The following is a 13,570-nucleotide window of genomic DNA, read 5'->3' as shown; positions in this document are numbered from 1 at the left end:
ATCTTAGTAAAACCTATTATAAAATAAATGGTATATATACATCATTTTGTTCTATGAATCGCCTGTTATAACATGACCCTTCATAGGATAGAAGGTGCCAGGGAGCAGCTCTTACAGTAGTAGATGACCGTGTTTATAATTTTATTTTCAACTATTTAACATACCTGCTATAGAATGAAAACCTTTACGCTCAGGCTCAATCTTATATTGAGCTTTTTGCTCCTGGCAACATTGGCAGTGGCTCAGGATGTCTACCATAGCGTAGGCATTATTGGTACAGCCACAACCAAAGCTTGGGATGCTTCTACACCCATGAAGCTGGCTAATTCCAGCGATCTCCACCAATGGACCATCACGCTAAACTTAAACCAGGGCGAACTTAAGTTTCGTGCCAACGATAGCTGGGATGTGAACTGGGGAGGTGATCAATTTCCTACTGGTACTGGCGTCCGTAATGGAGCTAATATTCAGGTGCCGACAACCAGCTACTACACCATTACTTTTAACGATGTAACTGGAGATTATCATTTTGAAGCCCTAAGTCCACCTACTTATTCTACCATTGGGCTAATTGGTGATGCCACACCTTCCGGTTGGGAGGCAGACACACCAATGGAGTCCGTTCCAGGTGATCCTCATAGTTGGGTGATAGAGCATGTTACACTAAGTGAAGGAGAGGTAAAATTTAGAGCAGAAAATGCCTGGAACGTTAGCTGGGGAGGTAGCAGTTTTCCCAAAGGCACTGGTTCCCAGGATGGCTGGAACATTTCTGTAGCACCCGGAGAGTATAAAGTAACTTTTAATGATGTAACTGGCGAGTATTTCTTTCAGAACCTGAACCCTATAGCCTATGAAACAGTGGGCATTATAGGTACTGCTACAGCAAAAGGTTGGGAAGGTTCAACGCCGATGCAGCTTGTGGCAGAGGGCGATCCTAATAACTGGGTGCTGACAACTTTCCTGAATTCTGGAGAGCTGAAATTTCGCGCAAATGATGATTGGACTGTAAACTGGGGAGGTAACAGCTTTCCTGTTGGGGATGCCACACAAAACGGACCTAACCTGCAAGTTCCGGAAAGTGGCTATTATACCATTCACTTCGATGATATTACTGGAGCCTATCGCTTCACAAAACTTAACTCTGCAACTTACGCTTCTGTTAGTATTATAGGCAGTGCTACTGCTAGCGGCTGGGAAAAGTCTACACCTATGGTGCAGGGAGAAGACGGCCATAGCTGGACCTTGGAAAATGCAGAGCTATCAGGCGGGTATGTAAAGTTCAGAGCTAACGACAATTGGGACGTTAACTGGGGCGGAACCGAGTTTCCTGAAGGCGTAGCCGTACAGGGAGGCCCGGATATTCCGGTAACAGGAGGCATATACAACATCACTTTTAACGATGTAACAAGAGCCTACATGTTTGAAGTTGTTGGTGCGCCTACCGGAGGTATCGTGGAGATGAGTCCGGCAATGCCAACTGCTGATGAGCCTGTCACCATTATTTATGATGCCAGCAAAGGTGCTTCAGGCTTACGAAATGCTGAGAAAGTATATATGCACTCAGGCGTAGTACTGTCAGGGCCTGAAGGTACTGGCTGGAGCAATGTTGTCGGTAATTGGGGGCAGGACGACGGCTTGGGCGAAATGACTCCAGTAGATGGAGAAGAGAACAAATGGCAGATTACACTGCCAAGCGTGCGTGAGTACTATAAGGTTGAAGGAGGAGTACCGGTTTTCCGGTTAGGAATGGTGTTCCGCAGCGCTGATGGTACGCAAACTGGAAAATCTGAGACCGATGGCGATATTTTTGTAACTATCAATCCTGGAGACTACGTGCGTTTCACCGCTCCAACTGCTTCTGAGGTTTTTGGGCTAAGTGGTGAGAAAATTCTTCTGAGTGCTGAGGCTTCAGACGTTGCCAGTACCATTACGCTGGAGATAAACGATGGCAGTGGCTACAAGTCTGTTGCACAAAGCAGCAACAGCCAAACTATAAGCTATAACTATACTTTTGGTACCACCAATACACTGCAACTGCGGGTAACTGCACAATTGGAGGATAAAACTGTTGCATCAGAGAAAAGCCTTACCATCTGGTTGCGTGAACCAAACACAATTGCTGCCCTTCCGGAAGGCATGCGTAACGGTATAAACTATCATGCCAAGGATCCTAGCAAGGCAACGCTGGTATTATTGGCTCCCAAAAAAGATTTCGCCTATGTAGTAGGGGATTTTAACGACTGGCAGATCAGTAACAACTACCTGATGAACCAAACACCAGATGGCGAATACTTCTGGCTAGAGTTGAATAATCTGGAAACACAAAAGGAATATGTATACCAGTACTGGGTAGATGGTGTCATCAAAATAGGTGACCCTTATGCCGACAAGGTGGCTGATCCTTACAATGACCAGTATATTCCGGCTGATGTGTATCCTAATCCTGTAGCTTATGACAGAACCCAAGATGGTATTGCTACACTGCTACAGACAGGTCAGGAGTCTTACCAGTGGAAGTTTCCTGAAGTAGTTGGCGGTCGCCCGGCTAATGAAGACTTGGTTGTTTACGAGCTACTGGTTCGGGATTTCCTGGAGTCGCATAGCTATAAAGACCTTACAGATACGCTTAGCTACCTGAAGCGCCTGGGGGTAAATGCTATTGAGTTGATGCCTGTTATGGAGTTTGAGGGTAATGAGAGCTGGGGCTATAACCCAAGCTACCTGTTCGCACCTGATAAATACTATGGCACAAAGAACGATTTGAAAGCCTTTATTGATAAGGCGCACGAATTAGGTATGGTCGTGTTGCTGGATATGGTACTTAACCATCAGTTTGGGCAAAGCCCGATGGTGCGAATGTACTTCGACGAGACTAATGCACGCCCTTCGGCAGAAAGCCCTTGGTTTAACCAGCAGGCAACACACCCTTTTAACGTAGGCTACGACTTTAACCACGAAAGTGCATACACGAAGAAGTATGTAGATGATGTGAACCGCTACTGGATAGAGGAGTTCAAATTTGATGGCTACCGCTTTGACCTTTCCAAGGGCTTTACCCAGAGAAATAATCCAGATGATGTTGGTGCCTGGAGTGCCTATGACCAATCGCGCATCGATATACTTAAGCGCATGGCAGACAAAATCTGGGAAACAGATGCCAGTGCCTATGTGATACTGGAGCACTTAGGTGCTAACGACGAAGAGAAGGTGCTGGCCGACTATGGCATGATGCTTTGGGGTAACTTGAATCACCCTTACAACGATGTCATCAATGGCCGAACAGGTACTGACCTTAACTGGTCACTTTCCAGCGCGCGAGGCTGGGAGCAGAAAAACCTGATCTCCTACATGGAAAGCCATGATGAGGAACGCCTGATGGTGCGTGCTAAGAACAAAGGCATGAGCAGCGGTGACTACAACATCAAGGATGTGACAACCGCCCTGGAGCGCATTAAGTTGGCCTCAGCCTTCTACTATCCGCTGCCTGGTCCGAAAATGCTGTGGCAGTTTGGCGAACTTGGCTACGATTTCCCGATTGACTACAATGGCAGAACGGGTAACAAACCTATTCCTTGGGGAGACACAGATGGGCTGAACTACCATGAGCAGGAAGAACGGGTAAAACTTTACAAAGCCAAAGCGGCCATTATCAACCTGGTCAACGAGTATAGCCATGTGTTCGAAGAAGGTAACTTCTCCTGGACCCCGTCCGGGCAGATGCGCAAGATCAGTATCAGCCATCCTGAAATGAACGTTACTATAGTTGGTAACTTTGGGGTAAGCGAAGGAAGTATAAATCCTGCCCTCCAGCACACAGGAACCTGGTACGACTTCTTCTCAGGACAGTCTTTCACTGTTAACTCCACGGAAGGTAATTTAGTCTTAGCGCCAGGTGAATTCCACATACTAGTTGACCAGGTTGTTCAGTTCCCAGAGCCAGGTCTGCTTAAGACTCCGTTGGTTTACATAGAGAAGCCTACAGAGCTGCTTGTGCAACTTGAAGAACTATCTTATGCAAAGCTTACCTGGGTAGATAATGCTGCTGGGGAGACGGGCTTTGTTATGGAGCGCAAGAGCGAAGAGCAGCAACATTTTGAAGTGGTGGCTGCCTTAGGTGCCAATGCAAGAGAGTATATAGATGCACAAACTGTGGATGGCGTAACGTATCAGTACAGAGTTAAAGCCGTCAGCAATACAAAAGCAAACTCTGACTGGAGCAGCACTGCTGAAATCAATTTGCCGCTACTGGCTCCGGCAGGGCTGACAGCAGCTACCGCAGATATGCGCTCTATTGCTTTAAGCTGGGAAGATCGTTCTGGAAATGAAACAGCTTTTGTAGTGGAGAGAGCCGTGCAACATGGCAGCAACCTCAGTACGTTTGGCACGATAGCAGAATTGGCTGCCAACGCCACAGCTTATACCGACACTCAGGTGCGTCCAGGCATGCTCTACCATTACCGTATCATGGCGAAAGACACAGACGAAGTTTCAGGTTATAGTAACCAGGTGAGCATTCGTCCGGCAGACGTGCCTGCTGCGATTCGGCAGGCACAGTTAGCTCAAAGCGTTAGTGTATACCCTAATCCTGCTTCAGATATGTTGACTATCAGTACAAGTATGCAGCTTACAGAAGCGGTGAAGTTTCAGGTAGTAAGTATGCAGGGCGTTGTTCTGAAATCCTTTGAACTGAATCCTGGAATGGAGAAAGGAGTGCAACTGGATGTTAGCCAGTGGAAAGAAGGAATTTACGCGCTACAGGTAAGTTATCAGGGTACTGTTATAAGGCAGCAGCTGATGATTAAGCGGTAGAAGCGCGAAGTAGAAGTATAAAGGGGCTGTCCAGAAAGTGTTGGACAGCCCCTTTATACTTTATGCCGGTTATGTTGACTAACTTTTAGAAAGTGCTTCTACTTTATCAGGAAATTACTTTTTTATTGACGGGGTGTGCCTCACGCTGGCGCTGTTTTCTGATAAACCACCAATACATAAGAATACCGGTGAGCATAAGTGTCATACCAATGGCAGCCTCACGAGGGCGTACAAAAATTGTATTGAAAAAAAGTGCAGCGCAGAAAACAACCATTATAGCTGGTACTACCGGATAACCCCACACTTTATATGGGCGGGGAGCATCAGGCATCTTTACTCTTAAAATGAATACACCAAGGGTGGTAGCACCGTAGAAGATGAAAACGGCAAAAATGATCATATCCGTTAGCTGGTCGAAGGTGCCGGATAATACTAACAAGCATGCCCAAATGCCTTGGTACAAGAGAGAGTTGGCAGGTACCTGTGCCTTGTTCAGCTCTGCGGCTTTGGGAAAGAAGAGGCCTTCCCGTGCCATTGCAAAATAGGTTCGGCAACTTGCCAGTATGGTGGCATTGGTGCAGCCCAAGGTCGTAACCAGAATCAGCAGGGAAATGAACACAGCACCTCCGTAGCCCCAGAAACTTTTGACTGCCTCTATCGCAGCAATCTTATTGCCCGCTAGGTGTACCTGCTCAAGTATCCCAATAGGTAGCAAAGAAAGGTATGTCATATTTACCAGGAGGTAAATGGCCACTACAGTAAGTACTCCAATGGTAATTCCTTTGGGGATATTATGTTTGGCGTATTTAATTTCACCGCCCACATAGCCAATGGCTGCCCAACCCTGATATGCCCAGAATGCAGACAGCATAGCCGCAAACACTGCACGAAAGGTTACCGTGGTTTCAGAACTTGGAGTAAGATCAAAACTTCTCACAGGCTCTGCCTGCGTGCTGCCAAGGCCAAAGACCACTATCACGGCAACGCCTGCAAATACTAGCAGGAGTATAGCCGTGCTTAACCAAGCTCCTGACTTTATCCCGTTCGTATTAATCCAGGACAATCAGCGTTATAGCAGTTAGCTTCACACTAAGATCCGCAAAGGGATAAAAAACGCCACCAATGGAGAAATCAGCCAATGCGGTAGCTAGCTGGGGGAGGGGGAGTATGCTGTGGAGAGACTGTGCGAAAACATAAGCCAGTGAGGAAATGGCTGCTGTCTGTATAACCGTGAACAAAGACCAACCGAAAATGAAAGCAAAAAAACGGTTGTATATCTTTTTGTAGTAGGCATATTCACCTCCTGTGTCTGCCAGCAAGCCAGCAACCTCGGCATTACTAAGTGCCCCAAACAAGGTTATGATGCCACCAAGGATCCAGCAAATCAGAACCCACCCCGGCGACTGCAGCTCAGCTGCCATCGGAGCCACTTTTTTGTATACCCCGGACCCAATGATGTTACCTATCACGACCACTATGACCAGGCGCAGGCCCAGCTTTTGACTGAGTTGGTTGTTCCTGTTCATACTTGTTTGGTTAAAGATAATTTGTGGTGGTAGCTGCGTAAAAAGCCTTCTAATATAGCAGGAGGGATTCTGAAAACATACAAGTTATACTGTAAATATTCTTAAACCAGAGAGGTATGTTGTGGTATTATGTACTTGTTTAAAGCTGTTGATAGTAAGGTGCTTGACTGTGTGTGAGGCCTGCGTAAAGCAATACTTTCTGAATTGATAATAATTTTCAAAATATTAGCTGGAGAGATAGGAAAAGCCTGTACATTTGGTGCATGCGTAACTCATTTAGATTAATAACACTGCTTATCACTTTTTTGCTGTCGTTTGGTAGCACAAGTGAAGGCTATAGAATAGCAGTTGCGCAAACAGAGGACAAGAAACCAGGAGGGGCTGATGCGCAGGAAAGCTTAACTGACAGCAGGCACATCAAGTTTGAAGCCTTACACCGTTCAAGCGACAGCGTTGTTAGCTCAGTAAGCACTCCATCCTCACCAAATCTAAAAAATCACTCAAGTGACCTTTTTGCTGGTGCTTTTGCCTTTTGGCTTAGTTTACCCAGCAGTGGCTTTCTATACCTTGCCTACTCCAGGTACATAGAAAGAGGCTTGTCTATTAGTGATAACATTTTTCCTTTCCACTACTTCTGGTAGTTCATCTCTTGTTATTTAGGAGCTATAGTAGGTGAAGCTTCTACAACAGATAGGTATGCTGTACCTGTCTGAACAGTTGTGTACACACTTTTAATAAAAACAAGAAGATGGATTTCGAATCAATCATAATAGGTATTATATCGCTGGCGATCTTCATAGTGCCAGTTATTCTTATACAGAGAAAACAAAAAGGAAAGTCACTGGAACGTGTAAAAAGCTTAACCGCACTAGGTGAAAAGCATCACATTAAAATTGAACAGCACGATTTCTGTAGTAATTATGCCATTGGTATTGACTCTGTGCAGCACAAACTGCTTTACCTGAAGGAGGGTGAGCAGAATAATCAGGAAGTTCTGGTGGATTTATCTAGAGTGCTTAATTGTAGCGTGAATAAGGCTTTTAGGGATGTGAACCACACCCGAATAATGGATAAGATAGAGCTGGTGTTCTCGTTTAAAGAGCCTAAGACACCCAAACTGGCACTAACATTTTATGACAAGGAGATAAGCCTGACACTAAATGATGAGCTAAGACTTTGTGAGAAATGGAGCGTTATCGTGAACGAAACCATACAAGCCAGACCAAACGGATCAGCAGTTGAAGCAAGAAAGAGTACTCTAGCTTTAGGATAAGCCAGGTCAGTCAGAAAAATATAAGTAACTAGCTGTTTGTGAAAAGCCCGGAGCATTTGTTCCGGGCTTTTTTGTAGTGGTTGTTCAACTCATATGAAATATTATGCAGCCGGATTAGCTCAATAAGATCAGCCAAGTGTCAAAGCCAAGGCCTGATACTGCGTTATCTGTAGTACTAACAAACGAATTATTTCCTGATGCCGAGCCTGACTACTTACTTTTATTGTGAAATCAACAGGACTAAGTAAGCAACATATAGGGCCAGAAACACGCCACCTTCCCAGCGCGCCAACTGCCTGCCTCTGCCTGTGAAGATAAAGATGAAGAGCAGCAGACCTGAGACAACGTTAACAAGCATATCTGTAAGTGAACCTGGGTTTACAGCTAGCGGAGTAACGACAGTTGATAAGCCTAGAATAAAGAAGATGTTGAAGAGGTTTGAGCCTACTACGTTGCCAATGGCTATATCTACGTTCCGCTTCCGAACTGCCACCACAGAGGTTGCCAGCTCTGGCAGAGAAGTGCCGATAGAAACGACAGTTAAACCAATCACGCGCTCCGACAGACCCAGCAACTGGGCTATACTTACGGCACTTGTAACAATCAGCCTACCGCCAATTACAAGACCCGCAAGACCAAGTACAATGAAAAGAATGGCTTTAGTATAGGAGTAATGCTCTGTAGGCGTCTCTTCCTCATTTTTGCTACCAACTGCCAGTGTAATGTTATAAACCAAGAAGATGCAGAAGAACAGTAACAAGGTAATACCATCTGCTCTGGATATGATGTTGCTGGCTGCGCTGTCTAACAATGTGTCGCTGGCAAAAACAAGTACCGCTACTGCTGCTAACAGACTTAACGGCACCTCTAGCCAAGTAGTGTTGTTCTTTACAGCTAGCGGGTAAATCAAGGCAGAAATACCAAGTATACCTAATACATTGAAAATGTTACTGCCTAGCACGTTTCCAAGCACCATTTCGGTGCTGTTGCTATAAGCGGCAAAAATATTGACGACCAACTCAGGGGCTGAAGTGCCAAAAGCAACTATTGTTAAGCCAATAACTATGTTAGGCACACCTAGTCTTGAGGCAAGGCTGGAGGCACCATCTACCAGTTTATCAGCACCAAAAATGAGGGCAACAAAGCCAGCTAAGAGTAAAAGTAAATCTATCATGTAGCAAGATACAGTAATATGGTTCTTAAACGATTGTGCGCACGTAAATAGGAATTCTACCTGGCATTAACTTATTTGCCAGTGCAGCGTCACCATGAACTGCAGTACGGAGTTACAAGTATGTTGAAAGCTTTCATTTTATTGTCTGTTGCCCTGGTATTTCTTTATTACCTGTTTTACCCATGGCTTAAAAGTACAGTTGGCAGAAAAAAACTCTTCAAGTGGTTTCTGATTTTATATGCCGTCGTAGTACTGGCTTCTACGGTGGGCAGCTATCTTCTCGATTAGGGATATTTTTTGTAAAAGCGGAGTTTTAGCGTTGATCTCCTACTGGGAATGCCTTTATGTTGTGGATGTGAAAGGATGGGAGTGTACCTCTGTTTTAGTACAATTTCATACAACCCGGGTTACAAGTTTACTTCCCTATTCTTGATAAAGCAATACAAACCTAAGTAGATAGCAGCAAGCTAGTTATTGCTTCAGCCTAGAAGTATAGTATTGCATCAGAAAGCTTTTCGCCTGGTGTTTAATGTTTTTAAACAGCTGGAAAGTTATTCACACAAAAAAGCCCCGGCAGAACCGAAGGCTTTAACTAAATAACAACAAATGTAAGCTTAAGTCTTGTTCTGAGGCCCTCATTGGAGCTTCAGAACTTCTACACCAATGCATACCGTACTACACCTGCTTATAGGATGCGGAATAAAGATGGTGAGCGCTATACTTTATCCAAGTTTATGTGGTTGTCTGTTTCCGGTTTCCTTTGCCCTGCTGGATTATGATCGAAGTAGGTGTGATTAATGTTTAAAAGTGTTTTGGAATACAAAGTTTAAAGGCAGAAAATGAATTTTAACACTGACACCTTGAGCTAGAGGCAAAAGCTTCAATGACGTTGTTCCCCCTCAAGCCTTGGTAAAGCTTTTGTGGCTCTGCAAAGGCTGAAGCAGCTTTTGTCATCGAATGGTGACAGCCTGATCAATCTATCATATCTCCCAGGTCACTTACACCTAACGTGAACCAGATAATGGCTAAGCCTAAGAAAATCTTTACTACTAGCGGAATCGAGAAGCCGAATCTGACTTTGAGCAATGTATCTGTATAGGGAGCATACAGCGCAGAAAGAAGCAGGAAAACGACTCCCGGTACAGGGTGCACCAGAAACAAATTAAGAATACCGATTGCCAACACTACGATACCCAGTATCCAGCCCACCATTTGTAATGGTATAACCTTTTCTCTCATAGCTTTAGCTTCCTGCGAATGGTGTCCCGAAGATGCCAACTGCAAGTTCTACCCAAATAAGGAAGAGCACTGCCAGAATAACTGCAATAATGGCGAGTCCGTTGTCCTGATGCTTAACCTTCCGCAACACCAACTCACATAAGAGGCCGGCACCGAGTAACAGAATACCTGCGAGCACGAAGTCGAACAGTGTCCAGTATACTTCATCTGTAAACTGCATTGCTACAAGGGGTACAAGTAATAGAAGCGCTACTGAGAGCACAATGCCGATAAGCCTTTTGTTCTGTGTAATCATAGTTTCAATTATTTATGATGGTTTAGGTATAAAGCTATCTAAGCTATTAAAAACTGTTCAGCATCAGCTCGATCTTATCGAACAGTTCACCCACGCCCAGCGCAGCCCATAGGGAAAATATGCCCAACAGGATTTTTACTATTCTCATTTTGGGGATAGAGAAACCGAACCTGTTCATGAGTAGCTCATTTACCGGAAGAAAGTAGACGAGAGAAAGAAGAAGAATAAAAATTCCAAAGCCGGGATCGTTTCCCCAGAACGTATTTACAAAACCGATAGCGCAAAAGGCCAGGCCAAATATCCAGCTGATCACGCTCAATGCATTCAATGTCTTATTCATGATGATGTCTCCTTATTTTATGAATTTTTGATGTTTCATTATCTGTAAGCTTGTGCTTCACCTTTCCTGAAAGAAGTTTAACCTTATCTAAAGCCGAAGAGCAGCGGGAAGAGAAAAACCACCACAGCTGCCCAGACGAAGTATACAGGAATGTAAAGCACGATGGATCGACCTACTTCGGTTATAGCAGCTTTCTTTGTTGTTTTAAATAACATCACAGTCACAATCAGGAGATGAATCAGCATCAGGACATTGCCGCCAAGCACAGCCAATCTGTTGGGTGTGATACCCCACTCGGAAATTCTAAATGAGATTGCCGAAAGCGCAATACTGTTTACTACCACTGTAACTACAGAAAGTAATAGCAGTACCCAAACTCCTATCGTATCCTTTGCTTTGGTAGAACTTTCGGCAACGGAAAAGAAAATCAAGGCCATAACCCCGATCAAAAGCACGTTATAAAGTAACAGGAATTCTCTGTCGTTGTAGGGGTCTTTGCCGGAGTAAACAATGGCACCCAGGTAGATAATAAGCATTACCAAAACCAGCGGGCTGAATAGTTTAGCAATAACCGGCGATACTTTATTTACCAGATGCGGATTAGTTTGTGTAAGATAAGTTGCTACGATAGGCACGGCAGGTAGCCCGAAAGCCACTACATACTCAAAATAAAACTCCTCAATGTGAAAACCGATCAATGCAAATAGCCCGATAGTGATACCTGTCATTATTACTCCGGCAATTACAAACATGGCAGACATTACCGCCAGGTCGCCATTGAATTGTAAAAAGCCGAGGCGCTTTTTATAGTTGCTGAGTTCATCACCCGCAAAAGAAATTCCGAGTATAACCCACAGCAGTAGTGGCAGGTGAATGCATGCCAACAGGAGGGTATCACTTGTATTATTGTTTGGCAGCGAGTTGATATAGATCAGGCAAACAACTAAGGCTCCAGTAAGAAGACCTTGCTTGTCAGTTGGCAATTTGTTTTTCCAGGCGAAATATGCTGCTAAGAATGGGAACACGATGAAACCGATATTGCGCGGATAAAAGAAGTCTTCGCTAATAGGGAACATAGCGGGTAACTTTGCAATCAATCCAGCCAACAAAGATGCGATTGCAATAAACAGAAGCTCTTTTCTGGATCCCCAGGAGATAGCATCAGATTCGTAGTTAAGCCTTTCGTACCAAAAGTCAGCGAGTATATTTCCGCTAAGCTGAGGATACACGCTGCTGAATTCCTGTTTGAAGTTAGCCTTATTTGCCCGGTACAACCTCTCAAGTTGCCCAGGGTTGTTTATGTTCGAAAGTATGTCGACTCGCATAACACTAAAAGGTTTTATCTTTTGAAGTTTATAGTATTATTTGTTAATCCCAGTGCCCCGTCACATTTAGTGCTGCAACCAGACTTAGCCAAACCGACACGATGTACAGCAGTAGGCTGAGACTATTAGCTACTGCCACTTTCCAACGGCCCTGGTTCCGCAGATGATCCATCAGGGAGTATATAATACCACCCAAAGCACCACCAACAGAAACTGTTGTTATGGGCAGGAGCACCCAATAACCTAAGTTGAAGTCCCCGCCTCCTGATAGAAAAATAGCAAGCAGTACCAAAGCAATGCCTGCACCTGTCATAGCTCGTTTGCTCAGGATTTTCGGGTTTAAGTAGTGCAGAAATTCATTTTGTTTAGTCATAGTTTTTGGATGTTGATGATGATTTGATTGTTTAATAAAGTACTTTGTGTTTCAAAGTACAACCACAAAAAAATTAGCCGTTTTGCCGGTTGTTTAAAATTAGCTGCTCTAAAGCATCTAGATGGTTCTTGAAGGCTTCGCGACCAGCATCTGTAGCGTGGTAAGATGTATTAGGCTTACGCCCTACAAACTGCTTTTCCACGCGCAGGTATTCTGCATCTTCAAGCGCACGCAAGTGGCTGGCCAAATTGCCGTCAGTTAGTTGCAGAGTTTCTTTCAGGGTGTTAAAATCAACCTTGTCTTCTACCATTAGCACCGACATAATGCCAAGTCGTGCCCTACTTTCGAAGGCTTTGTTTATATTTTCAAGATACTCTTTCACAGGTCTGCTAGCGTTCGTATTTAAAGTACACCAGCGCGCCATATACTATGTGCAGCATGCCAAATCCTACAGTCCAGAGAATAAGTCCGTAACTAACAAAAATGCTGGCGAACAAACCTAGTATAACCTCAAAAATGCCCAAGTACCGAATATCTCCTAAGGTATACTTGCTGCCGTTAAGCAGCGCCAGACCATAAAATACCAGCATGGCAGGTGCCACAAGATATAGAATGTTATGGTATATGAGTATGGCACAAAAAGCTCCTCCAGTGGCTAAAGGGATAGCCAGGTTCAACAGCAAACGTCTGGACTGATTATCCCAAATGCGGTGGTTTTTTTTGCGGGTATTGCGAACAGTAAAGTATAGAGCTGCGCAAAAACCAAGTATAAGCACTGCGGCCGCTACAGTTAAAATGAAAACTATATTATCCTGGCTTAATTTGCTGCCCAAATTATTGTAGTAGTTGATGTTATGTTGGCTAAAGTACCACTTAACCACAGCAGCACCGGCAAGTGCCGTTACCCCCGCAGACAAACCTGACAGACCGCTAAGTGAAATAAAGCGGGAAGAGCGATCCATAATGTTTCGGATCTCGTGCAGGGCTTCTAGTTGGTCTTGCTGATGATTCATGTTAAAGTACTTTGAGTTTCAAAGTTATTAATCAGATACGAATTGTCAAGAGATGAGGATGAAATATTTTTCAAAATAAATACTTAATGTTCATGAGCCATGATCATGAGGCGCAGCTACAGTAAATTATGTTGGTATGCTTTGAGATTTTAGATATAACCGGTGGCAAAGAAATCAAAAGGAGATAAGAGCTACTGTATTAA

Annotated in this window: 12 protein-coding genes; 2 read left to right on the top strand and 10 right to left on the bottom strand. The window is 44.3% G+C overall.

Annotated elements, in window-relative coordinates; translation table 11 throughout:
* Positions 1–174 precede the first annotated feature (174 nt).
* Positions 175–4,809 (top strand): alpha-amylase family glycosyl hydrolase, encoded by a 4,635-nt coding sequence (locus PKOR_RS23775; protein WP_052738989.1) that lies wholly within the window; start codon positions 175–177, stop codon positions 4,807–4,809.
* 106 nt (positions 4,810–4,915) lie between these two features.
* Here the strand turns inward: PKOR_RS23775 and PKOR_RS20450 are convergent, their stop codons facing one another.
* Together PKOR_RS20450 and PKOR_RS25895 are read right to left on the bottom strand one after the other, a co-directional pair.
* Entirely contained in the window at positions 4,916–5,872 is a 957-nt protein-coding gene (locus tag PKOR_RS20450; RefSeq protein ID WP_200897398.1) for an APC family permease, read from the bottom strand.
* Positions 5,859–6,335 (bottom strand): amino acid permease, encoded by a 477-nt coding sequence (locus tag PKOR_RS25895; protein WP_200897397.1) that lies wholly within the window; start codon positions 6,333–6,335, stop codon positions 5,859–5,861. Before PKOR_RS25895 ends, PKOR_RS20450 begins: the two co-directional genes overlap by 14 nt.
* A gap of 748 nt (positions 6,336–7,083) precedes the next feature.
* On the opposite strand from PKOR_RS25895, the gene PKOR_RS20440 reads away from it, so the two are divergent.
* Complete coding sequence (locus PKOR_RS20440) at positions 7,084–7,608, top strand: hypothetical protein (protein WP_046313142.1); 525 nt, start codon at positions 7,084–7,086, stop codon at positions 7,606–7,608.
* 220 nt (positions 7,609–7,828) lie between these two features.
* Here PKOR_RS20440 and PKOR_RS20435 read toward each other — a convergent pair whose 3' ends face one another.
* The 8 genes from PKOR_RS20435 to PKOR_RS20395 form a co-directional block, all read right to left on the bottom strand.
* Positions 7,829–8,782, bottom strand: a complete 954-nt coding sequence (locus PKOR_RS20435; RefSeq protein ID WP_046313140.1) for a calcium/sodium antiporter — start codon at positions 8,780–8,782, stop codon at positions 7,829–7,831.
* A gap of 972 nt (positions 8,783–9,754) precedes the next feature.
* Positions 9,755–10,021: a hypothetical protein gene (locus tag PKOR_RS20425; protein ID WP_046313138.1), complete on the bottom strand. Its 267-nt coding sequence runs from the start codon at positions 10,019–10,021 to the stop codon at positions 9,755–9,757.
* 4 nt (positions 10,022–10,025) lie between these two features.
* Positions 10,026–10,316 carry a hypothetical protein gene (locus PKOR_RS20420; protein WP_046313136.1) on the bottom strand — a complete coding sequence of 97 codons (291 nt, stop codon included), beginning with the start codon at positions 10,314–10,316 and terminating at the stop codon, positions 10,026–10,028.
* A gap of 46 nt (positions 10,317–10,362) precedes the next feature.
* The gene (locus PKOR_RS20415; RefSeq protein WP_046313134.1) at positions 10,363–10,656 is read right to left on the bottom strand and encodes a hypothetical protein; all 294 of its coding nucleotides are present in this window, start codon (positions 10,654–10,656) and stop codon (positions 10,363–10,365) included.
* A gap of 83 nt (positions 10,657–10,739) precedes the next feature.
* Positions 10,740–11,981, bottom strand: a complete 1,242-nt coding sequence (locus PKOR_RS20410) for a DUF4153 domain-containing protein (protein WP_046313132.1) — start codon at positions 11,979–11,981, stop codon at positions 10,740–10,742.
* 43 nt (positions 11,982–12,024) lie between these two features.
* On the bottom strand, positions 12,025–12,354 hold the full coding sequence (locus PKOR_RS20405) for a hypothetical protein (RefSeq protein WP_046313131.1): 330 nt from the start codon (positions 12,352–12,354) through the stop codon (positions 12,025–12,027).
* A 73-nt stretch (positions 12,355–12,427) separates the two neighbouring features.
* Positions 12,428–12,736: a winged helix-turn-helix domain-containing protein gene (locus tag PKOR_RS20400; RefSeq protein WP_046313129.1), complete on the bottom strand. Its 309-nt coding sequence runs from the start codon at positions 12,734–12,736 to the stop codon at positions 12,428–12,430.
* Positions 12,737–12,743: 7 nt separating this feature from the next.
* Positions 12,744–13,367: a hypothetical protein gene (locus PKOR_RS20395; protein ID WP_046313127.1), complete on the bottom strand. Its 624-nt coding sequence runs from the start codon at positions 13,365–13,367 to the stop codon at positions 12,744–12,746.
* Positions 13,368–13,570 lie beyond the last annotated feature (203 nt).

It is taken from the genome of Pontibacter korlensis (assembly GCF_000973725.1).
Taxonomy (GTDB): Bacteria; Bacteroidota; Bacteroidia; order Cytophagales; family Hymenobacteraceae; genus Pontibacter; species Pontibacter korlensis.
This window is presented reverse-complemented; position numbering and strand designations above follow the sequence as displayed.